This is a genomic window from Promicromonospora iranensis (assembly GCF_028994805.1).
Classification (GTDB): Bacteria; Actinomycetota; Actinomycetes; order Actinomycetales; family Cellulomonadaceae; genus Promicromonospora; species Promicromonospora iranensis.
Genome location: NZ_JAJQQP010000015.1, coordinates 93,682 through 114,935 on the forward strand (window position 1 = coordinate 93,682; position 21,254 = coordinate 114,935).

Below are 21,254 nucleotides of genomic sequence, written 5' to 3' on the forward strand. Positions count from 1 at the left end.
AGCCTAACCGTCGCCCCGGTGCACCGAAGGATCAGTGCACCGAGAAGCCGCCGTCGACGAACAGCGAGTGGCCCGTGACGTACCCCGACGCGCCGCTCGCGAGGAAGACGGCGGCGCCCGCGAAGTCCTCGGGCACACCGTTGCGGCCCACCGTGGTGCGGGCGGCGAGCGCCGTCACCTTCTCGACGTCGTCCTGGAGTCGCTGGTTGAGGGGCGTGAGGACGAACCCCGGAACGAGCGTGTTGGCGGTGACGCCGCGGCTGGACCAGGCCTCGGACTGGGAGCGCGCGAGGGATTCGAGGCCACCCTTGGAGACGCCGTAGGCGCCGCTGTCGACGAACGAGCGGTGGGCCTGCTGGGAGGAGATGTGGATGAGCCGGCCGAAGCCGCGCTCCGCCATGCCGGGCGCGAACCGCTGGCCGAGCAGGAAGGGGGCTTCGAGGTTGACGGTCATGGTGACGTCCCAGATCGCCTCGTCGACCTCGCCCAGGTGGGGACGCAGGTTGATGCCCGCGCTGTTGACGATGATGTCGGGCTGACCTGCTGCGGCGGCGATGCCGTCGGCGGCGGTGCGGATGCCGTCGCGGGTGGAGAGGTCCGCGACCAGCGGCTCGACGGAGCAGCCGCGCTCGCGCAGGCCGGCGGCGACGTCGTCGAGCCGGTCTGCGCCGCGTGCCACGAGCACGGTGTGCGCCCCGGCCTGCGCCAGCGCCTCGGCGATGGCCCGCCCGATGCCGGAGCTGCCGCCGGTCACGACGGCGGTGCGGCCCTCGAGCGAGAACAGGGAGGCCAGGTAGTCGCGCGGTGTCATGCGGGGACGATACCGAGCACCGGGCACGCGCCGCGCCGTCGTCGGGTGGGGGCTTACGCTGCCGGGGTGACCGCTCTTCCCTCCGCCCTGCCCGCTCTTGGTGAACGTTCCGCCGCCCTGCTGGAGGCCATGCGCACGCGCGTGGTCGTGGCCGACGGCGCCATGGGCACGATGATCCAGGCGGCGAACCCGACCCTGGAGGACTACGAGGGCCTGGAGGGCTGCAACGAGATCCTCACGGTCTCGCGCCCGGACATCATCGCGGGGGTCCACGACGGGTTCCTCGAGGTCGGCGTGGACGCCATCGAGTCGAACACGTTCGGCACCAACTGGTCGAACCTGTCGGACTACGGCATCGACGACCGCATCCGCGAGCTGGCCCGCAAGGGTGCGGCGCTCGCCCGCGAGCGTGCCGACGTGTACTCGACGCCGGAGCGGCCGCGCTGGGTGCTGGGCTCGATGGGGCCGGGCACGAAGCTGCCGTCACTGGGGCACACCACGTACGCGCACCTGCGGGACACGTTCGCGGAGCAGGCGGCGGGACTGATCGAGGGTGGCGCGGACGCGCTGCTGATCGAGACCAGCCAGGACCTGCTGCAGGCCAAGGCCGCGGTGACGGGCTGCCGGCAGGCGATGGCCCCGGTGGAGGAAGGCGGGGTCGGGCAGCGAGTCGCGATCATCGTGTCGGTGACCGTGGAGACCACGGGGACCATGCTGATGGGCTCGGAGATCGGCGCGGCCCTGGTGGCGCTGCAGGCGCTGGGCATCGACGCGATCGGCATGAACTGCGCCACGGGTCCGGAGCAGATGAGCGAGCACCTGCGGCACCTGTCGCAGCACGCGGAGATCCCGGTGGCGTGCATGCCGAACGCGGGCCTGCCGGTGCTGGGGCCGAACGGCGCCTCCTACCCGCTCACCCCGGAGGAGCTCGCCGCGGCGCACACGCAGTTCGCGCGCGAGTTCGGCCTGGGCCTGGTGGGCGGCTGCTGCGGCACGACGCCGGAGCACATGCGGCTGGTGGTCGAGGCCGTCGGCGGGGCGCCCGTGGCCACGCGCGAGCCGGTGCGGGAGAACGCCGTCGCCTCGCTGTACTCCGCGACGGACCTGCGCCAGGAGACGAGCTTTCTCGCGATCGGCGAGCGCACCAACGCCAACGGCTCCAAGGCGTTCCGTGAGGCGATGCTGGAGAGCCGCTGGGACGACGTCGTCGACATCGCCCGCGCGCAGACGCGTGACGGGGCGCACCTGCTGGACGTGTGCGTGGACTACGTGGGGCGCGACGGCGTCGAGGACGTGCGGGCCGTGGTCTCGCGGCTGGCCTCCGCGTCGACGCTGCCGCTGGTGATCGACTCCACGGAGCCCGCGGTGATCCGCGCGGGCCTGGAGCTGCTGGGTGGGCGCGGCGTCGTCAACTCGGTGAACTTCGAGGACGGCGACGGGCCGACGTCGCGGTTCGGACGGATCATGCCGGCAGTGATGGAGCACGGCGCCGCCGTCGTCGCGCTGACCATCGACGAGGAGGGCCAGGCCCGCACGGCCGACCACAAGGTCGCCATCGCGAGCCGCCTGATCGACACCCTGGTGAACGACTGGGGCATGCGGGTGGACGACATCATCGTCGACGCCCTGACGTTCCCCATCGCGACCGGCCAGGAGGAGACGCGGCGGGACGCGATCGAGACCATCGAGGCGATCCGCGAGATCACGCGCAAGTACCCCGGCGTGCACACCACGCTCGGCGTCTCGAACGTGTCGTTCGGCCTCAACCCGGCGGCGCGCGCGGTGCTGAACTCGGTGTTCCTGCACGAGGCGACGGCGGCGGGGCTGGACTCGGCGATCGTGCACGCGGCAAAGATCCTGCCGCTGGCCTCGATCCCGGACGAGCAGCGCCAGACCGCGCTGGACCTCGTGTGGGACAAGCGCGAGTGGGACGCCGACGGCAACCTCACGTACGACCCGCTGTCCAAGCTGCTCGACCTGTTCGAGGGGGTGGACGCCGGGGCGATCCGCGATGCGCGCGCTGCGGAACTGGCGGGGCTGCCCGTGGGCGAACGGCTCGCGCGGCGCATCATCGACGGCGCGCGCAAGGGCCTGGAGCCGGACCTCGAGGAGGCGCTCGGCGACGGTATGAAGGCGCTGGACATCGTCAACGACCACCTGCTGGAAGGCATGAAGGTGGTGGGCGAGCTGTTCGGCAAGGGCGAGATGCAGCTGCCGTTCGTGCTGCAGTCGGCGGAGGTGATGAAGGCCGCCGTCGCACTGCTGGAGCCGCACATGGAGAAGGTCGAGGGCGACCAGACCAAGGGCACGATCGTGCTGGCGACGGTGCGCGGCGACGTGCACGACATCGGCAAGAACCTCGTGGACATCATCCTCACGAACAACGGCTACAAGGTCGTGAACATCGGCATCAAGCAGCCGGTGAGCGCCATGATCGACGCCGCGATCGAGCACGACGCCGACGTCATCGGCATGTCGGGGCTGCTGGTGAAGTCGACGGTGGTGATGAAGGAGAACCTGGAGGAGCTGGCCTCCCGCGGGTACGACAAGCGGTGGCCGGTGCTGCTGGGCGGGGCCGCGCTGACGCGGACGTACGTGGAGGACGACCTGGCGGGCCAGTTCCCCGGCGTCGTGCGGTACGCGAAGGACGCCTTCGAGGGACTGCGGCTGATGGAGCCGCTGGTGCGGGTCGCGCGCGGGGCCTCCCCCGACGACGTCGGGCTGCCGGCGCTGAAGAAGCGGCGGCACGCGGTGGTGACGGTGACGCAAACGGCGGAGGAGGACCTACCGGAGCGGTCGGACGTCGCCGCCGACAACCCCGTGCCGGACCCGCCGTTCTGGGGCACTCGGATCGTCAAGGGCGTGCAGCTCTCCGAGTACGCCGCGTTCCTGGACGAGCGGGCGACGTTCATGGGCCAGTGGGGACTCAAGCCGGGGCGGTCCTCGGACGGCGCGTCGTACGAAGAGCTGGTCGAGACCGAGGGCCGGCCACGGCTCGCGGAGTGGATGGACCGCATCCTGACCGACCAGATCATGGACCCGACGGTGGTCTACGGGTACTTCCCGGTGTGGTCGGAGGGGAACTCCGTGGTGGTGGCTCATCACGGTGAGCTCAGCGGGATCGGGGCGCCCGACGGCGGGTCCGGTGGTGCTGTCGGGTCTGAGCGGCTGCGGTTCCACTTCCCGCGGCAGCGTCGGGACCGGCACCTGTGTCTTGCTGACTTCGTGCGGCCGCGGTCGTGGGTCGAGGAGACCGGGCGGTTCGATGTGCTGCCGGTGCAGCTCGTGACCGTCGGGGACGCTGTCTCCGCGCACACCGCGAAGCTGTTCGAGGCGAACAAGTACCGGGAGTACATGGAGCTGCACGGGCTGTCCGTGCAGCTGACCGAGGCACTGGCCGAGTTCTGGCATGCGCGGGTGCGGTCGGAGCTCGGGTTCGCCTCGGAGGAACCCGCCACCGTGGAGGGGATGTTCAAGCTGGAGTACCGCGGGGCACGGATGTCGCTCGGATACCCGGCGTGCCCCGACATGGAGGACCGGCACAAGGTGGTGGAGCTGCTGCGGCCTGAGCGGGTCGGGGTGACTCTGTCGGACGAGCTGCAGCTGCATCCGGAGCAGTCGACGGACGCGTTTGTGTTCCACCACCCGGAGGCGAAGTACTTCTCCGTGTAGCAATTCGGGACCTCAGGGCTGACGCAAGTGGACGCGGTCCGGTTTCATCCGAAAACCACCCAAGGTGTCGTGACGGTGTCGACCATCTACCGTGTGGTCATGAGCGACGATTCAGTCGGGACTCGCGGAGCAACTGGCGGCACACCATCCACTGCAGCGATTGCTGTTGCGGGGTTCTTGATACTGATCGTCTCCGAGGCGCTGATTGGCCAGCTTGTTCAGACGGCGGTTCTGCGCTGGTTGCCGCAGCTTCTAGCAGCGATCATTCTGCTGGCGACGGTATGGCTCTACTGGCGCGGCGGACGCTTTAACCGCAATGAGCTGACCAAGGCAGCACGCTGGGAACGCATCGCCGCCCGGAGTGGTTCGGCACTACTAACCCTGGTTTACCTAGCGCTGACCATCTCGGTGCAGACGAGCGGTTTCTGGCCGACACTCGCCACCGCAGCCAGTCTCAGTGGAGGTGCCGCACTGGCGCTCCGGGAGGTTCTGTCACCCCGCCCTGCCATCGGCACAACTGTTGTCGCGCTTGCGATTCTGTTGTTCGGTGTCGCGGCTCTGCAAGTTGGGTTCGCTGCCTTCCAGTTTGAGTGGGTCCTCGGAATCTCTCTGCTGATACTGGCGGCCACATTCCTTCTACTAGCCATGAGGCTTCTCAACGGCCGCTCAGCCCTCAGCGGATACGCACTGATCTTGGGCGGCTTGTCCTGCTTTTCATTCGGCATGACTGAACTGTTTAGCGGATCGACGCTGAGTACTGGGATCTTCTTATTCGGTCTCGCCATAATCGGACTGGGCATTGCCGTCATGCGGGACGATCCAGTCCTGGCCTCAATCGCCTGTATGGCCTGTGGCGCTGTCCTGCTGCTCGCGGCCGTCACGGGCCCGCGCGAAGGGCCCATCTGGCCTCGGGTAACAGTCCTGCTGTTGGGCATCGCCTTCTTGCTGGCGAGCCTCGCTGTCCTGCGCAGCAAGTCGATTTTCGGGAGGACTAACTCGACCCTGGCGGCCATTGCCATCCTGCTGCCATGTGTTGGCGGCATACAACTCGGCTTCGCGGTTCTGCAAGGGGGGCTGACCATATTTGGAATCACATTGCTGGCGCTATGCATCGCCGCCTTTGTGCTCAGCACCAGCGCGCTCTGGCCAACGGGTTCATTTCGCCGGCGGTGGGTCCACCTGCGCAACTACCTGACGGAACGGCCCGGAATCTCACCGCCTGTGGGCATGCACAAGGGTCGATAGCATCACCCGATGGATTCCATGACAGTGACGACACCTGACGGCGCGCGACTCCATGTAGGAGTCTGCGGCACCGGGCCGGGCGTCGTCGTGCTGTCGGGCGGACCGGGCGCCGTCCACTACCTGGAGTCCGACGAGCTGGCTCCGCAAGGCTTCCGGGCGTGGTTCCCGGAACCTCGCGGCGTCGGCCGGTCGGGAGGTGGGCCACACACGATGGCGCAGGCCGTGGCCGATCTCGAGGAGGTGCGCAGAGCAGCCGGCGTCGAGCGGTGGACCGTACTCGGCCATTCCTGGGGCAGCGACCTCGCCGTCCGCTATGCGCTCGACCGTCCGGAGCCGGTGGTCCAGGTCGTCGGGATCGCCGGGCACGGGCTGCACAAGGACCGCTCCTGGTCCGCGGAGTACGAGGCGGGAAAGACCGCGGATCCAGGCCCCGACATCGCCTGGTCGCCCGAGGTCCACGCCGCGCTCCAGGAGTCGTTCCTCGACTGGATCCACGAGCCCGGCCTGTGGCGCAGCCTCGCCGACTCGCGGGTGCCGATGGCCTTCCTGGCCGCGGGCGTGGACATCCGCCCGTCGTGGCCGCTGGCGCAGCTGGGCGAGCTCGTCCCGGGCGGCCGCTTCGAGACGGTTCCTGACGTCCCGCACGACTTCTGGCACACCGACCCAAAGCTGTGGGGCGTGGTAGTCACCGCAGCCTGCCGCCCATCCTGACCGGCTGACTGCAAATCGACAGCGCTTGGACGTACCTCCAGACCGGCAGCGATCCTGAGGTGGTGATCAACCTGCTCGAGGCCGAGCGGTTTGCTCCTCGGACCGTGCACCACAGCACGAGTGTCCGTGGCCTGGTGGCCCAGATACTCGACCGTCGAAGCGGACTCGCACGACGTGTCGGCGTCGCCGCATGAGCACCCAGAGCATCTACGTCATCGCTTCAGCCGCCCCGCCGGTCCAGCACATCAAGCACCTCCTCGACGTGCTCGACGACACCGGATGGCAACCGTGTCTGATCCTCACGCCGACCGCAGCGACATGGGTCGACGTCGATGACTTAGCCGCTCGCGTGGACGGACTCCTGCGGGTGCAGCCCCGGACCCCGCAAGATCCTGACCCTCTGCCTCGTGCCGACGTCGTGCTCGCGGCGCCCCTGACCTTCAACACCCTCAACAAGTGGGCGAGCGGAATCAGCGACACCCTCGCCCTCGGACTGCTGAACGAGGCCATCGGCCTCGACCTACCGGTGTTGGCGGCGCCCGTGATCAAGGCCGTTCTGCGAACACACCCTGCGTACCCGGCAAGCATCGCAACACTTCAACGTGCCGGTGTGCACCTGATGGACCCGGACAGGGTGACGATTCGTCGCGACGACGGCACCGTCACCGCCGACTGGAGTGCCATCGCGCAGCGCCTGGACCAACTCGCTCCTCCGAAGCCGTAGTGGGCGAGTGGCCGACATATCGGGGCTACGAGGCAGCAACCAAGCGGCGCGTGAATCCGACGTCCACGAGTCTGTCGTACGCGGCCCGCACCACTGCAGGAACCTGAACCGGTACCGCAAACCCGGCCTCGGCGTACACCCATAGGCGCTGCGTATCCCCGACGAGCATGTTCAGCACTCGGTCCGGATCAGCGATGGACTCGATGTATTCCTCCAGCCCCAGCCAACGCACCGAACACACCAGGTCGAGCGATGGCCAGACCTTCCGGGCAGTCGCCCACGCGCGTCGTTGCTGGTACGGCTTACTGATGATCGTCGCCGATGACACTTCCATGTCCTGCGCTGCCAGCAGGTCCCGCGTGAACCTGAAGTTCTCACTGGTATTGGTCGCCCTCGGCTCGACGATGATCGCCTGGTGCGGGACGCCGAGCTCCCTGGCTCGATCGGCGAAGTGGACCGCCTCACCCCGAGGGAACCGCTCAACCGTCGTAGGTGCATTCGCTCCCGTGAAGACCACGACAGGGAAGCGCCCCTTCTGGTACAGATCCGCAGCGCGTTCCGCCACGCCGATGTCGTGACTACCCAGGCCGATCCCGATATCGGTCGCTCGACCTTCGTCAGGCATCTGATGAAAGTCCCAGAGGACCTGAGCGTCCTGCATCACACCTGCGGAAAGCATGACCGCCAGTTTGGCATGGAACATCCCGCGCTGTGTTCGCGTGCGGTCCACCCGTCGCTCGACGGCATTCTGGACAGCATCTCCGGCATTCTGACGTCGTGCCTGCCATCCTGCCCCGACCGTCACTACGCTGGTGATGCACTGCACGCACGGATGCGCGCATTAGCACCACCGCGAGACAGCCGGCGAAGGGGAAGCCGTGGCCAACGGGCATTTGCGCCGACGCCGAGAGGCGATCATGTCGCCGTCGCGCAGCGGTCTGCCTATGACCCGTGCCGAGCTGGCCGCCGCGGTCAACCAGTACGTTTGGAAGACGACGGGCATGCACTGCCATCTCGACGCTGACACCCTCGCTCGCTACGAGCGCGGACAGATCCGCTGGCCGGGCGCGACGTACCGCGACGGCTTACGCGCTGTCCTCGGCGTCGAGACGGACGCCGATCTCGGGTTCTTCCCAACGCGTCGGGGCAAGACCGTCGGCCCGACTAGTCAAGCACTTGCCCGCCAAACAGTTGCTTCCGATGAGTTGACCGATCCCGTGAATCGACGCCAGTTTCTGCAAACGCTGACGGCCGCAGGCATGAGTGCGTCCCTGGATGGCTTCGCGCGGGAGCTCGATCTACTCACGCCCGCTCGGGTAGTGACTGAGGCAGATATCGCTCGGCTGAGATCGGCCGGCGAATTCTTCACGTCGTGGGCCCACGTCCATGGCGGACAGGAGATTGGGCAGGCGGTCTCAGCCGAGATGTCCCGCGCCGTTGACCTCCTCAATACTTCATGTCCGCCCCGTCTCAAGCCCAAATTGCTCACGGCCGTCGGGCAGCTCGGTGTGGCCACCGGGTCGCTGCTCTTTGATGCGCACCAGCACCCACTGTCCGAAAGGATCTTGGCGTTTGCGACGGCCTGTGCGGAAGAGGGCAACGACTGGAAGCTGCGCGCAAAGGCCCTCTCGTGGCGGGCACGCCAGGCGGTCTGGGTCGGCGATGTGGATGGAGGCCTGACGTTCGCACAGCTGGGTCTCGTGCGCCCTGACCGCCTGACGCCGACCGAGCGGGCGATGCTGCATACCGCAGTGGCTCGCGCCCACGGTCGGCTCGGTGACATACCGGCCACGCTCCGTGCAATTGGTGACGCAGACGACGCGTTCGCCGAGGCCGACCCTGCGAACGACGTCCCATGGATGGCGTACTACGACCACGCCCAGCACTCTGGCGACACCGGCCATGCTCTCTACGAGTTGGCGGTCCACGGTGTGCACATCGACGAAGCAAGCGGTCGACTCGCGACCGCGGTCGCCAACCACCCCGACATCTACATCCGGTCACGTTCGTTCTCAGGGTTCAAGCTCGCGGCGCTCACCATGCACTCCGGTGACCCGCACGAAGCAGTCCAGGTTGCCCAGAATGCAGTTCGTGACGCGGCAGGCGTGCGATCGCAGCGCGTGCGGCGTACCGCTCTGGAGATCGTCGCGCCAGCTGGACGCCACCGCACGAACGAAAGTGTCGCTCCGCTGCTGGCCGACCTGAGAACCGTCGGTACCGCCGCATGACGACGGCTCGCCAGATGCTCGATGCTGCCTGCGCGCAGGTCGGGCTATCGTCCGCCGACGCCGTGCTCCTTCGTCAGGGCGAGAACCAGGTCTACCGCCTGCCAGGCAGAGTCGTAGTCCGCATCAACAAACCCGGCCAGGAGAGCGTCGCCATCCGCGAGGTCTTTCTCGGCCGTTGGCTCAACAACAACGGTTTGCGCGCGGTCCATCCGCTCACTGTCACGCAACCCGTCGTCGTCGCCGGTCACCCCGTGACCTTTTGGCATGAGCTACCGCCACAGCAACCGGGCACGCCCCGACAGGTGGCGAAGGTCCTCAAACGTCTCCACGCACTGCCTGTCCCCGACGAGCTCAAGGAACACAAGGTCGCGCCGTTCGTCCGCCTCAACGAGCGAATCACCGCCGCACAGTGGCTCTCCGACGACGACAGCAACTGGCTGCGCGATCGCCTTATGGACCTCCAGACTCGCTGGGACGACCGTCCGGCAGGGCTGCCCGAAGCCGTGATCCACGGCGACGCATGGGCTGGCAACATCGTCGATGTCGAGGGACAGGGCGTCACGCTGATGGACCTTGAGCGCTGCTCTGTCGGGCCGCCCGAGTGGGACCTGACTTCTACCGCCTGTCGGCTGACCAGCTACAGCACCCTGACGGCCGCAGAATATGCCCAGTATTGCGACGCTTACGGCGCGGACGTCACCCGATGGGCTGGGTTCGAACTTTTCCGCGACATCCGTGAGCTGCGGGTCACGTGCTTCGCGGCATACGTCGCCCAGTCACGTTCCGAGCTCCGCGACAACACATACGACCGCGTGAAGAGCCTGCGCGGCCGCAATGGCCCGCGACCCTGGAAGTGGCAGCCGATCGCCTGACGCAGATTGCTGGTCCGGCGTTTTTCTGAATGCCGTCAATGATCTCCCTGAATGCCCTCCTGCTTTGACCCTGGCGGATCAAGAGTTGTAGACAGCACATTTGCGGGTGGAGGAGAACGCCAGAGCACCGTCAGGGGATGCAGAGTTGATGACGACTGAGCAGAAGACACGGACTACGACACAGCGCCTGGTCGCGCTCGACATCGACGGGACCCTCATCGGGCAGGACCGCAGGATTCCGCCCGGAACCGTCGCAGCTTTGGATCTGGTCCGGGCAGCAGGCCATCACGTCGTCCTCGCGACCGGCAGGTCCCTTATCGGCCTCGGACCGATCGCCACCAGGCTGGGCCTGGTCCAGGGATACGCGGTCTGCTCCAACGGGGCCGTGACGATCCGCCTCGATCCCACCACCCCGACGGGCTACGCGGTAGTCGCCTCCAAGCAGTTCGATCCAAGCCCGGCGATCCACCAAGCCCTGAGGATCGCACCGGACGTAAGAGTCGCCGTCGAGGAAATCGGCTGGGGCTGGCGCGTCAACACCGCGTTCGATCCAGGCCACCTCAACGGACCGCAGATGAAGGTGCCGCTCTCAGACCTCGTTGCCGCACCTGCGTCGCGCGTCGCGCTCCACTCCCCCGGCATCGGTCACCACCGCGACACCGTGAGCGCCACCGGAGTCACAGCTACTCCCGCCGGCCCAGACTGGCTGGACCTCACCGCTCCGGGAACCAGCAAGGCCGCAGCACTGGAAGCGATCCGCACACACCTGAACGTCCCGGCAGAACAGACGGTCGCCGTCGGCGACGGGATCAACGACCTCGAGCTGCTCGCCTGGGCCGCACGATCCGTCGCGATGGGCAACGCCCCCGCCGTCGTGCAAGCCGCAGCAGACGAGGTCACCGGGACCATCGAGCAGAGCGGCGCGGTCGCCGTCCTGCGCTCCCTGCTGCCGCCCGCCGTCGACGTCGGCTCCCTGTCACCGCTGGCAGCCCAGCTCGCGACCGCCGTCGCCACCGCACACAGGACCGCGGCGATCGTGCGGGTCTGGCACGGGACCGGGACCGGACTCTCCCGCTGCGAGATTTGGACGCTGCGTGAGGGCGCCTGGGTTCGGCACGCCCCGGTCCCCGCCGGAACAGGTGTCACGATGCGCGCGATCGAGAGGGCCGCGCGAGAAGCCGGACTCACATATCCACGAGGCGATGAAGGACGCCGTCGCGCCCACTGGCGCGCCTCGGTCCTCCACGACGGCCTGGCTGGGTTCGACCTGCCTCTGGCAGTCACCTGACGCCCGCACGCTCGACGCCGGACCGACTTCGTCCAACCCGTCGCCTGGGGACCAAGTACTTCTCCGTGTGACCTCTGGGGTGGTGGGCCCGCCGAGCATGGCAGCACGTCCGGGCGCCGGCGTCACGGCTTAAACGATTCGGACCTGCGTCAGCCACGGACCTGAGTGAGCCCGCGACGCTACGTTGGGCCGGTCCCATCCCAGCCGCGGCCGGCGCCGACGTCTGTCCGCGAGGTGACCGGAGGTTCAGCGTTGAGCCCTTCTGCCCGAGCACGTGACCCTCGCCCGGCCGCGCCGGGCTCGACCGCACAACACAGGCCGGCCCGTGCCACGCCGGCGGCCGCACGCAGGCTGCTCGCGGGGCTGGCGACCCTCGCCGTGACCGGCCTCGGCGTGCCGCTCGCGACGACCGCCGCGGCCGAGCCCGTGCCGATCACCGACCCGGCCGTCGACCTGGTCGACGCCGAGGCGACCGCCGAGACCCGAAGCCTCTTCGCATACCTGCGCGACGTGCGCGGCCAGGGCATTCTGTTCGGCCACCAGCACACGACCGACGTGGGCGAGACCTTCACCACGCGTGACGGCGTCTCGTCGGACGTGCTGGCCGCGACGGGTGACCACCCGGCGGTCTTCGGCTTCGACACCCTCGTCATCGAGGGCAACGTCCCGCCCGGCGTCTACGGCGGGCCTCGCGAGGAGAACGCCCTGCTCCTGGCACAGGGCATCCGAGAGGCGCACGACCTCGGCGGCATCAGCACCCTGGCGATGCACATGGAGAACGTGGTCACGGGCGGCGACTTCTACGACACCTCGGGCGACACGCTGCGCGCCGTCCTCCCCGGCGGCACCCACAACGCCGAGTTGCGCGCGTACCTCGACCTCGTAGCACTGGCGGCTGACAACGCGCGCGACGCCGACGGGAACCGCATCCCGATCGTTTTCCGGCCCTGGCACGAGAACACCGGCTCGTGGTTCTGGTGGGGCGCCGCCTTCGGCACGCCCGGCGAGTTCAAGGAGCTCTTCCGGTTCACCGTGGAGTACCTGCGCGACGTCAAGGGCGTCGACAACCTGCTCTACTCCTGGTCGCCCAACGGCACCTTCGGCGGCGACGCGGAGACATACCTGCGCACCTACCCGGGAGACGACTTCGTCGACGTGCTCGGCTACGACTACTACGACGACTCGGGCGCGTCGCCGGCCCGCCTCGCCACCGTCGTGGCGGACCTCGGCATGATCGCCGACCTCGCCGACGAGCGCAGCAAGGTCAGCGCCTTCACCGAGACCGGCCCGACGGGTGGCATGAAGCCCGACGGCGAGAACCTCAACACCTCCTGGTTCACCGACCTGCTGGCGGCGATCGAGGCCGACCCGCGAGCCTCCCGGAGCGCGTGGATGCTCACGTGGGCCAACTTCGGCGGGTCGAACGCGCCGTGGACGCCCACCGAGGGCGAGATGCTGCCCGACTTCCAGGCGTTCCACGCCGACCCGTACACGTACTTCGCGGACGAGGTGGAGGGTGCCTTCGACGCCGTCACCGAGCCCGTGGCCGCGGCTCCGGTGGCGCACCTCGCGTCGCCGTCGGACGGCTCGCGCGTGGCGTCCGGGCCGACGACGCTGCGCGCCACGATCTCCGGCATCGACGTCGAGCGCGCCTCCGTGACCGTGGGCGGCGCCGTGGGCGAGATCGAGCTCACCCCGCCCGCCGCGGGCGAGCTGTGGTGGACCGGCGAGTGGGCGATCCCCGCCGACGAGCTCGGCAACTCGACCCGCGCCCTCACCCTCCGTGTCGTCACAGCGGAGGGCGAGGTGACGGTGCCGTCGGCGGTGGTGCTCGGCCCCGAGCCCGTCTTCCCGCCCGGCGTGATGGACGACTTCGAGGGCTACGGCGACGACACCGCGCTGCGCGCCGAGTACGTGCAGTACAACGCCAACACCATCACGCTCGAGCGGGCGGCCGAGGGCGGCTCCGTCGGGTCGGGCGACAACGCGATGCGCCTCACCTACGACTTCGCGAACCAGTCGTACACCGGTGTGGGTCGCCAGGTCGGCGCCGACTGGTCGGGCAACTGGGACTTCTCGCTCTGGGTGGACCCGGACGCGTCGGGCAACAAGCTCGTGCTCCAGCTCGTCGCGGGCGGTGTCTCGTACGAGGCGTATCCCTCGCTCGCGGGCGACGCCCCGTACGTGGCGACCATCCCGTTCGCGGACTGGCGCCCGGCGCCCTGGGACACCGGCAACGCCGATCGTCGGATCACGCAGAAGGACCTCGAGAACGTCAGCCAGTTCAACGTGTACGTCAACGCCGCCGACGACGGTGCGTCCTCCGGCGCGATCGTCGTCGACGACCTGAAGGCCGTGCTCGGCACCGCGCCGCCGCCCGTCTTCCGCGACACGCCGCGCACGATGGCCGAGTACGAGGCGATCGAGTGGCTCGCCGAGGAGGGTCTCGCCGAGGCCGTGCGCTGGGGCGACCGCGGCGGCCGCTTCTACCCGACCCGCGCCGTGAAGGCGGGCGAGCTCGCTGCCCTCCTACGGGCGTACGACCCGGAGGGCGACGTCACCACCCCGGCCGCGCCCCGCGCCGGGGCCACCAAGCTGGCCGTCGCCGAGGCGTTCTGGCGCCTCTACGGCTCGCCCGCCACGGACGTCACCACGGTGTACAGCGACGTCCCGGCCGCCTCCGCCGAGGCCGTCGCGTGGGCGGTGGAGACCGGGGTCGTGCCGGCGCCGTCGTCGACGTCGTTCGGGGTGGGCCACACCGTGAAGCGGTCCGCGCTCACTGCGATGCTGTTCCGGTTCGACGCGCTGCCGTCGCCGCTTCAGCCGGTCGTGATCGCCGACTTCGAGGCGGGAGATCAGGGCTGGGCCGTGCCCAGCTGGTCGAACGGGACGGCGGCCGCGTCCGGCGGCATCCTGACGGTCGAGGCCGGGACCGACGGCGCCTGGTTGTCCGGGCCCGGCGGGATCGACCTCACCGGCCGCACCGAGCTCCGGCTCGACGTGGCAGGGACCACCGGCTTCGACACCAAGGTGGCGCTCCAGCTCGGTCCCGACTGGACCTGGTGCGAGACGGGCCAGGCCGGCTGGGTGCAGGTGCCCGGGGAGGTGGTGGTCGACCTGACCACGCTGACCCAGGAGTGCCAGGCGCTCGTCGGCACGGTCCAGGGCGTCAACGTGTTCCTGAACGGGGGAACGCACCAGCTGGATGCGATCAGCGTGCACTGAGCTCCTGTCCTTGAGCGAGCCCGGCAAGCACACCGACGGCACGGGCCCGGCGAGCAAGGCTGCTCGCCGGGCGTGTCGTGTGGATCGAGTCGCTCAACTCCACCGCTGGGCATCGAGCGACGAGGTCAGGGCATCGGGGGCGAACTGCACAACGATCCAGTTCGAGCGGCGCGCGCCGGGCAGCGCGCTCACGGCCTTCTCGGCATCGTCCTGGTCTGCGAACATCAAGACAGTCGAGGTCTCGGATCGCACCGCCCACCGGCAGAGTAGATCCTTGTTGCGGACGGGGGCCCAAGTGGCTGTGGTTCCAACACAGCCGCCGAACCAACATCGTGACAGCCTTGGCTTCCTGGTCGGAGTCCTCGCGCTGACCGGGAAACTGACATAGCGACCAGATGCCCGGCCTATCCGCCTAGCTTCGAGCTTGCTCTCCAGCGCAACGAGCGTCGCCGCACCGCAACTCAGGACATCACCCGCGCCTCGGGTGGCAGAGCATCCTCGATGGAGGTTCGGACGAACTGCACCAGCGAGTGCTCGGGCCCGATGGTGATGCGCTTGGACACCTTGTACGCCGGGAACGCGCCGAGCTCTGCACTCTGGACAACGGCGGTACGCCGTTCGCGGTCGTACGCCCAGAACGCCGTTCTGCCGTGACGGACGATCACCTCGCCGACGTAGGCCCCCATGCTCAAGCCGAATCGTTCGTCGACGGCGGCAGCGGACGCCGCGTCCACCATCTCGTCGACCAGAACCTCAAGAGTCACTATCGACTCGACCGCGTTCCGAGCTCCGCGACAACGCATACGACCGCGTGAAGAGCCTGCGCGGCCGCAATGGCCCGCGGCCCTGGACGTGGCGGCCAATCAGCTGACGCAGATTGCCAGACCGGGACCGGACTCTCCCGCTGCGAGATCTGGACGCTGCGCGAGAGCGTCTGGGTTCGGCACGCCCCGGTCCCCGCCGGAACTGGCGTGACGATGCGCGCGATCGAGACGGCCGCCAGAGAAGCCGGGCTCACCTATCCACGAGGCGATGAAGGACGCCGCCGCGCCCACTGGCGTGCCTCGGTCCTCCACGACGGCCCCGCTGGGTTCGACCTGCCTCTGGCACTCACCTGACGCCGCATGCTCGCTGTCTGACCGACGACGTGCAGTGCCGAAGGAAATCCCGCTGCTGATTGGCCGACCACTCTTCCCAGGTCGCCCAGTCGTCGCTCACCGGTCCGCGGCGGCGGCAATCCACTCGGGCGCAAGAACCGACCACACCTGCTTGTCGTAGCGCACGCCCTGGTACGGCCATGCCTCGCGGCGCACCCCCTCGAGCGTCATGCCGAGCCGTCGAGCCACCGCTGCGCTGCGGTCGTTGTCGGCCCGGCAGATCCATTCGGCGCGGTGCAGGCCGCGGCCAGTCAGTGCCCAGTCGAGCAGCATGCCGGACGCCGCTGTGATCAGTCCGTGGCCCTCGGCCGAGGGCTCGAGCCAACAGCCGATCTCGCACACGCCTGTGGCGGCGTCGAAGGCGTTGAACATGACCCCGCCGACCAGTGTCCCGTCGCGCCAGATGCCGAACATGCGGGCGCCGTCGGCGGCGGCTCGTTCGGCGTATCGCGCGAGCGTGGCCCGCGCGCCGTCGACGTCGTCCGTGACGAAGGTGGGCCCCACCCAGGGACGGATGTGCTCGCGGGCCCGGTCGAGGTGCTCGGCGAACTCGTCGGCGTGCCAGACCTCCAGCGGTGCGAGCTGCGCCCCGTCGGACAACGACAGCGTGAACATGCGGTCTCCATTCGCATAACAGTTGTTACGGCAATGTACCGTGAGTGCATGCCACGCTCCAAGGGCGATCACGAGGCCCGCCGACACGACGTCTCAGCGGCCGTGTGGCAAGTCATGGCCACCCGCGGCTTCGCAGGCCTGACCCTGCGCGCCGTCGCCGCCGAGCTGGGCGCGACCACCGGACTGCTGACGCACTACTTCCCCACCAAGCAGGCTCTGGTGGCGTACGCCCTCGACCTGCTCGAGGAGCGCACCCTCTCGCGGCCCCGTCGGCAGTCGGGCGGCGGTCTGGCCGCCCTCAGGGACGCCATTCTGGACATCCTGCCGCTGACGTCCGAGGCCAGGGACAGCAACCGCATCTGGGTCTCGTCCTGGGACAACGCCCTCGCGGACCCGGCCCTCAGCGCCGACTACGCCCGCAAGTACGCCGAGGGACGGGACCGCATGCTCCAGCGGGTGATCGCCGCCCAGGAGGCGGGCGAGCTGCCACCTGGCGAGCCGACCGACCTCGCGGCCGGGGCGCAGGCGTTCGCTCTCGGACTCGTGGTCCAGGCCCTGTTCGACCCGGCGGCGTTCCCGCCTGGGCGGCAGACCGAGCTCCTGGACAACTACCTGGCCGGGCTGGCCGCCGGCCCATGCCCCATCTCCAGTCCCGACCCGCACGCCTGACCGGCATAGTGCTCGTGGTTATCGGTTTCCTGATCGGGATCCTCGCACTGACAGGCGGACTGACGTAGGAGCGCACCGCGAGCATGAGCCGCCTGCTCGCCACGACTCGCGCGAATCACCCCGCCTCATCCCCGGTTCACAGCCGCTCACCAGGTAGGGCGGATCCCTCCGACTTTAGAGCGTCCAGCAACGGCCTGTCCGGAGCAGCCCACGGACGGGGACGAGCTCGTCGGCGACGTGATCGAGCTCGACGTCCGACCCCGGCCCGAGTTCGCCGCCGGTCACATCGCCCGTACCCACTCGATCCCGATCGAACAGCTCGCCGAGAGCCTGAGGGCGCCCAACTCCCCATCGACTCGGCCGCGCATGTACTCCCGTGGGAGCACGCGTCACCTCCTGTGGGAGTACGCGGCGACCGGCGCCCGCCGTCATCGTGGTGGACACCAACCACTCATCGGAGGTCTCGTGTCCCGACATTCACATTCCACAGTTGTCGAGCGGCACTCTGCGGGAGCGATGTCATCCAACGCTGACGACGCAGCAGCCATGCTCGCCGGCGCCGTCAAGCACGACGGCTGGGACGAATCAGCCGTCGGCGCGCCCGACGCCGTCACCATCGCGTTCCCAGCGGGGAAGTTCACGGCCGTGGTGGGCCGTGTCAGACACCCCATCCACTCGACCTCATGACGCTCCTCTCGACCGCCACGCCGGCCCAGCGCGACTTGAAGCGGATTGCGAACCCGGGCGGGTACTTGCGGACCACGGTCGACAATCTTTAGTTCACTGCGCAACGCAATTGAAGGAGCACATACAGGCATGAAACCGATCGAACAAGACCCGCGGCGACCGCTGCTCGGGCGCCGCGGGTTCTTCGCTGGCGCGGCTGGGCTCGTCGCCGGCGCTGGACTGTCCGCGGCGGCACTCACGGGACGTGACGGCGGCAATGATGACCGGGGAACCTCGCCCACCAAGGAAGACATCGCGCTTCGCGACCAGGATCTGAAGTTCATCGGCACGGAGGAGACCTTCTCGACTCCCGAGCTGATGAAGCTGAACTCCATCAACCAGGATCACATCGACTTCCTTACGGAGATCGGTCTTGCGGATCTGGGCGATCGTCGTATCGGCGATATGAACGAGGGGGGACTCAATGTTCAGATCCTCTCCGCGCATACGCCGTCCGCGCAAAATGTCCCCGGGCAGAAGGGGATCGACCTCGCCCATCGTCTCAACCGGCAGCTTGTGGACGGGCCGATGGCCAGCTATCCCGGCCGCTTCCAGGCCTTCGCCACCTTGCCCTTGCAGAGCCCGGAGGCGGCGGCGGACGAACTGGAACGCTCGGTCCGAGAAGACGGCTTCTTAGGTGCACTGACCAACGGGCACATCACGAAGAAGTATCTCGATCATCCCGAGTTCGAGCCCGTTCTGGCGCGTGCCCAAGATCTCGATGTTCCGATCTACCTGCATCCCGGATACCCAAGTGACGAGGTTTTCGCGACCTACTACAGCACGACACGGTCGGAATACACGAGAGAGTTTCAGGACTACATCTTCAGCGGGTCTGGCTATGGCTGGCACCAGGAGGTGCTGACCCAGTGCGTCCGGATGATCACGTACGGGGTCTTCGACAGGTTCCCCAGGCTGAAGATCATCATCGGCCACATGGGTGAAGGTCTTCCGTTCTACTACGAGCGGATCGCCAACGACATGGGCGAGCCGACCGAAAACTCGCTCAAGAAGCCCTTTGAGCAGTACTTCCAGGACAACTTTTGGTTCACGACCAGCGCGTTCTTCCAGGATGAGCTGCTCCATCTCTTGCTGAAGTACATCAGTGTGGATCGAGTGATGTTCGCGACCGACTATCCCTTCGCAGGCATCAAAGAAGGGACCGACTGGTTCCGAGCAGTCGATCTTCCGCGTGAGGACAAGGAAAAGATCGCGTTCCGCAATGCCGAGAAACTGTTCGGCATAAAGGTCTGACGCATCGGCGCCGCACCGAGGTATCCCGCTGACCGAGTAGACCCTCGAACGCGCCGCCACCCGATGACGGGCATGTGCCCCAAGTCACGGTCGCAAGATCGAACCTTTGCCGGGCAGCGCGCCTCGGGACGGATGTGAACACCTCTACGACGGATCCGACCGAGCTCGCTGTGGGCCGCCTTTGCGATCAGCCGGTTCGGCACGGACGACGCGCACCTGACCGCGATGCTGGCCCAGACCCGGAGCAGAAGGAGTACCCCATGCCTCAGAAGGCGCCCGCCGCTGTCCGCGGCGCGTTCAGTTTCCTCGGCCGCGCCGCACCCGGTCCTGCCGCTGCCCTCGCCGCGCGTGCGTTCCTGCGCGTCGGCCGGCCCGCGCCGGTCCGCGTAGCCGACCGACCGACGCACGAGGAGGCACGTCGCGGCCACCTGTCGCACGAGAGCGTAGACGTCGCCACATACACCTGGGGCGATCCGCATGCCCCGGCTGCCTTGCTCGTGCACGGCTGGCAGAGCCGCGCGTCCGCCTTCGGGAGCCTCGTGTCCGCTCTCACCGACGCTGGTCTCCGCGCCGTCGCCTACGACGCGCCCGCTCACGGCGACTCCGGTGGGTACACCCGCACGGCGCTCGACGACGTCGCCATCGTCCGCCGCCTGACCGATGTCGAGGCCGAACCGTGGGCCGGCGTCGTCGGCCATTCCCTCGGCAGCCTCGCGGCAGGCGTTGCCGTCCGCGAGGGTGTACCCACCCAACGGCTGGCCGGGATCGCGAGCATCGCGTCGTTCCGTTTCACCGAGGACGTGTTCGTCGGGGCCATCGGGCTGCCGTGGTCACTGCGTGATCGGTTCTCGCAGGCAGTGGCGCACCAGCTCCGGGACAACCCGGAGGTCACGCCCGAGGTTGCCGACCGGTTCGACCTCGTGAAGCATCCGCTCCCGAAGCACGTCAGGACGCTCTGGCTGCACGACGACGGCGACCAGCAGATCCCGCAGACCCAGAGCAAGCTGTTGCTCGGGGCGCACCCGCACAGCGGTGAGCTCGTCACCACCACCGGTCTGGGGCACAACAGGATCCTGGGCGACACCGCGGCCCACACCCATGTCGTCGACCACCTCACGTAGGCCGAATCGTCGGCCACCCAGATCGACGGTTCGGTCGAGCGTGTACTCCCGTGCGAGTACACGTCGCCTCCCGTGGGTGGACGCGGCGGCCGGGCAGCCGCCGTCATCGTGGTGGACACCAGCCACTCATCGGAGGTCTCGTGTCCCTACATCCAGATTCCACAGTCGTCGATCGGCAGTCCGGGAGCGCGCTGTCATCCAATGCTGATGACGCTGCGGCCATGCTCGTCGGCGCAGTCAAGCGATACGGTTCCGGCGAGTCGGCCGTCGTCGCGCTCGACGACGTCACCATCGCGTTCCCGGCAGGGAAGTTCACGGCCGTGATGGGCCCGTCGGGTTCGGGAAAGTCGACGATGATGCACTGCGCCGCCGGGCTGGATCGACTGACGTCGGGCCGCGCGTTCGTCGGCAGCACCGATCTGTCGACCCTCGCCGACCGCGAACTGACGAGGCTGCGCCGAGAACGGATCGGGTTCGTGTTCCAGACGTTCAATCTCATCGCGACGCTCACGGCCGAGGAGAACATCTGCCTGCCGTTGACGTTGTCGGGCCGCCGGCCGAGTGATGGAGCGCTCGATCAGGTCGTGTCGCTGCTGCGTCTCGGTGATCGCCTGCATCATCGGCCGGCGGAGCTCTCCGGCGGCCAGCAACAGCGCGTCGCCGTCGCCCGGGCGCTCGCCGCCCGGCCGCAGGTGGTGTTCGCCGACGAGCCCACCGGCAACCTCGACACCCGGTCCGGACAAGAGATCCTCGGCTACCTGCGATCAGCGGTCGACGAGCATCAGCAGTCGATCGTCATGGTCACGCACGATCCCAACGCCGCTGCGTGGGCGGACCACGTCGTGTTCGTCGTGGACGGCAGAGTGCACGACGTGATGGATCGCCCGACGGCCGATGCGGTGCTCGACGTGGTGAAGGGCCTGGGGCGATGAGGCA

General features: G+C 68.3%; 18 protein-coding genes. 13 read left to right on the forward strand and 5 right to left on the reverse strand.

Annotated elements, in window-relative coordinates; all coding sequences use genetic code 11:
• Positions 1-31: 31 nt before the first annotated feature.
• The gene (locus LUM46_RS22855; protein ID WP_274997336.1) at positions 32-811 is read right to left on the reverse strand and encodes an SDR family NAD(P)-dependent oxidoreductase; all 780 of its coding nucleotides are present in this window, start codon (positions 809-811) and stop codon (positions 32-34) included.
• A 129-nt stretch (positions 812-940) separates the two neighbouring features.
• Here LUM46_RS22855 and metH point away from each other — a divergent pair, with 129 nt between their 5' ends.
• From metH to LUM46_RS22875, 4 genes are all read left to right on the forward strand, one after another.
• The gene (gene metH / locus LUM46_RS22860; protein ID WP_274997429.1) at positions 941-4,483 is read left to right on the forward strand and encodes a methionine synthase; all 3,543 of its coding nucleotides are present in this window, start codon (positions 941-943) and stop codon (positions 4,481-4,483) included.
• A gap of 99 nt (positions 4,484-4,582) precedes the next feature.
• Positions 4,583-5,728, forward strand: coding sequence for a hypothetical protein (locus LUM46_RS22865; RefSeq protein WP_274997338.1), 1,146 nt, complete (start codon positions 4,583-4,585; stop codon positions 5,726-5,728).
• 9 nt (positions 5,729-5,737) lie between these two features.
• Positions 5,738-6,439 carry an alpha/beta fold hydrolase gene (locus LUM46_RS22870; protein WP_274997340.1) on the forward strand — a complete coding sequence of 234 codons (702 nt, stop codon included), beginning with the start codon at positions 5,738-5,740 and terminating at the stop codon, positions 6,437-6,439.
• A gap of 190 nt (positions 6,440-6,629) precedes the next feature.
• The gene (locus LUM46_RS22875; RefSeq protein WP_274997341.1) at positions 6,630-7,163 is read left to right on the forward strand and encodes a flavoprotein; all 534 of its coding nucleotides are present in this window, start codon (positions 6,630-6,632) and stop codon (positions 7,161-7,163) included.
• Positions 7,164-7,188: 25 nt separating this feature from the next.
• On the opposite strand, the gene LUM46_RS22880 is transcribed toward LUM46_RS22875, so the two are convergent.
• Positions 7,189-7,989: a YdcF family protein gene (locus LUM46_RS22880; protein WP_274997343.1), complete on the reverse strand. Its 801-nt coding sequence runs from the start codon at positions 7,987-7,989 to the stop codon at positions 7,189-7,191.
• Positions 7,990-8,041: 52 nt separating this feature from the next.
• Here LUM46_RS22880 and LUM46_RS22885 point away from each other — a divergent pair, with 52 nt between their 5' ends.
• From LUM46_RS22885 to LUM46_RS22900, 4 genes are all read left to right on the forward strand, one after another.
• Positions 8,042-9,391: an NsdA family TPR-like regulatory protein gene (locus LUM46_RS22885; protein ID WP_274997344.1), complete on the forward strand. Its 1,350-nt coding sequence runs from the start codon at positions 8,042-8,044 to the stop codon at positions 9,389-9,391.
• Positions 9,388-10,263 carry an aminoglycoside phosphotransferase family protein gene (locus LUM46_RS22890; RefSeq protein WP_274997345.1) on the forward strand — a complete coding sequence of 292 codons (876 nt, stop codon included), beginning with the start codon at positions 9,388-9,390 and terminating at the stop codon, positions 10,261-10,263. The genes LUM46_RS22885 and LUM46_RS22890 overlap by 4 nt, the downstream gene beginning before the upstream one ends.
• Before the next feature lie 148 nt (positions 10,264-10,411).
• Entirely contained in the window at positions 10,412-11,551 is a 1,140-nt protein-coding gene (locus LUM46_RS22895; RefSeq protein ID WP_274997346.1) for an HAD family hydrolase, read from the forward strand.
• Between the two features lie 252 nt (positions 11,552-11,803).
• Positions 11,804-14,776 (forward strand): glycosyl hydrolase, encoded by a 2,973-nt coding sequence (locus LUM46_RS22900; protein WP_274997347.1) that lies wholly within the window; start codon positions 11,804-11,806, stop codon positions 14,774-14,776.
• 93 nt (positions 14,777-14,869) lie between these two features.
• On the opposite strand, the gene LUM46_RS22905 is transcribed toward LUM46_RS22900, so the two are convergent.
• The 3 genes from LUM46_RS22905 to LUM46_RS22915 all read right to left on the reverse strand — a co-directional run bounded on the left by LUM46_RS22905 (position 14,870) and on the right by LUM46_RS22915 (position 16,548).
• Positions 14,870-15,001 (reverse strand): hypothetical protein, encoded by a 132-nt coding sequence (locus LUM46_RS22905; protein ID WP_274997348.1) that lies wholly within the window; start codon positions 14,999-15,001, stop codon positions 14,870-14,872.
• Between the two features lie 236 nt (positions 15,002-15,237).
• Positions 15,238-15,540 carry a hypothetical protein gene (locus LUM46_RS22910; protein WP_274997349.1) on the reverse strand — a complete coding sequence of 101 codons (303 nt, stop codon included), beginning with the start codon at positions 15,538-15,540 and terminating at the stop codon, positions 15,238-15,240.
• Positions 15,541-15,990: 450 nt separating this feature from the next.
• On the reverse strand, positions 15,991-16,548 hold the full coding sequence (locus LUM46_RS22915) for a GNAT family N-acetyltransferase (protein ID WP_274997350.1): 558 nt from the start codon (positions 16,546-16,548) through the stop codon (positions 15,991-15,993).
• 48 nt (positions 16,549-16,596) lie between these two features.
• Here LUM46_RS22915 and LUM46_RS22920 point away from each other — a divergent pair, with 48 nt between their 5' ends.
• The 5 genes from LUM46_RS22920 to LUM46_RS22940 all read left to right on the forward strand — a co-directional run bounded on the left by LUM46_RS22920 (position 16,597) and on the right by LUM46_RS22940 (position 21,250).
• Positions 16,597-17,217, forward strand: a complete 621-nt coding sequence (locus LUM46_RS22920; protein ID WP_274997351.1) for a TetR/AcrR family transcriptional regulator — start codon at positions 16,597-16,599, stop codon at positions 17,215-17,217.
• A gap of 516 nt (positions 17,218-17,733) precedes the next feature.
• Entirely contained in the window at positions 17,734-17,904 is a 171-nt protein-coding gene (locus tag LUM46_RS22925) for a hypothetical protein (RefSeq protein WP_274997352.1), read from the forward strand.
• 129 nt (positions 17,905-18,033) lie between these two features.
• Positions 18,034-19,197 carry an amidohydrolase family protein gene (locus tag LUM46_RS22930; RefSeq protein WP_274997354.1) on the forward strand — a complete coding sequence of 388 codons (1,164 nt, stop codon included), beginning with the start codon at positions 18,034-18,036 and terminating at the stop codon, positions 19,195-19,197.
• Between the two features lie 260 nt (positions 19,198-19,457).
• A complete protein-coding gene (locus tag LUM46_RS22935; protein ID WP_274997355.1) occupies positions 19,458-20,318 on the forward strand; it encodes an alpha/beta hydrolase in 861 nt (286 codons plus the stop codon).
• Between the two features lie 221 nt (positions 20,319-20,539).
• Positions 20,540-21,250, forward strand: coding sequence for an ABC transporter ATP-binding protein (locus LUM46_RS22940; RefSeq protein ID WP_274997357.1), 711 nt, complete (start codon positions 20,540-20,542; stop codon positions 21,248-21,250).
• Positions 21,251-21,254: the final 4 nt, after the last annotated feature.

Excerpts from the sequence above, each read along its gene's own strand:
- LUM46_RS22935 (WP_274997355.1), top strand. The coding sequence starts at position 19,458 with ATGCCTCAGAAGGCGCCCGCCGCTGTCCGCGGCGCGTTCAGTTTCCTC.
- LUM46_RS22875 (WP_274997341.1), top strand. The coding sequence starts at position 6,630 with ATGAGCACCCAGAGCATCTACGTCATCGCTTCAGCCGCCCCGCCGGTC.
- LUM46_RS22930 (WP_274997354.1), top strand. The coding sequence starts at position 18,034 with ATGAAACCGATCGAACAAGACCCGCGGCGACCGCTGCTCGGGCGCCGC.
- LUM46_RS22890 (WP_274997345.1), top strand. The coding sequence starts at position 9,388 with ATGACGACGGCTCGCCAGATGCTCGATGCTGCCTGCGCGCAGGTCGGG.
- LUM46_RS22895 (WP_274997346.1), top strand. The coding sequence starts at position 10,412 with ATGACGACTGAGCAGAAGACACGGACTACGACACAGCGCCTGGTCGCG.
- LUM46_RS22905 (WP_274997348.1), bottom strand. The coding sequence starts at position 15,001 with ATGTTCGCAGACCAGGACGATGCCGAGAAGGCCGTGAGCGCGCTGCCC.
- LUM46_RS22925 (WP_274997352.1), top strand. The coding sequence starts at position 17,734 with ATGTCATCCAACGCTGACGACGCAGCAGCCATGCTCGCCGGCGCCGTC.
- LUM46_RS22865 (WP_274997338.1), top strand. The coding sequence starts at position 4,583 with ATGAGCGACGATTCAGTCGGGACTCGCGGAGCAACTGGCGGCACACCA.
- LUM46_RS22940 (WP_274997357.1), top strand. The coding sequence starts at position 20,540 with ATGCTCGTCGGCGCAGTCAAGCGATACGGTTCCGGCGAGTCGGCCGTC.
- LUM46_RS22870 (WP_274997340.1), top strand. The coding sequence starts at position 5,738 with ATGGATTCCATGACAGTGACGACACCTGACGGCGCGCGACTCCATGTA.
- metH (WP_274997429.1), top strand. The coding sequence starts at position 941 with ATGCGCACGCGCGTGGTCGTGGCCGACGGCGCCATGGGCACGATGATC.
- LUM46_RS22855 (WP_274997336.1), bottom strand. The coding sequence starts at position 811 with ATGACACCGCGCGACTACCTGGCCTCCCTGTTCTCGCTCGAGGGCCGC.
- LUM46_RS22920 (WP_274997351.1), top strand. The coding sequence starts at position 16,597 with ATGCCACGCTCCAAGGGCGATCACGAGGCCCGCCGACACGACGTCTCA.
- LUM46_RS22915 (WP_274997350.1), bottom strand. The coding sequence starts at position 16,548 with ATGTTCACGCTGTCGTTGTCCGACGGGGCGCAGCTCGCACCGCTGGAG.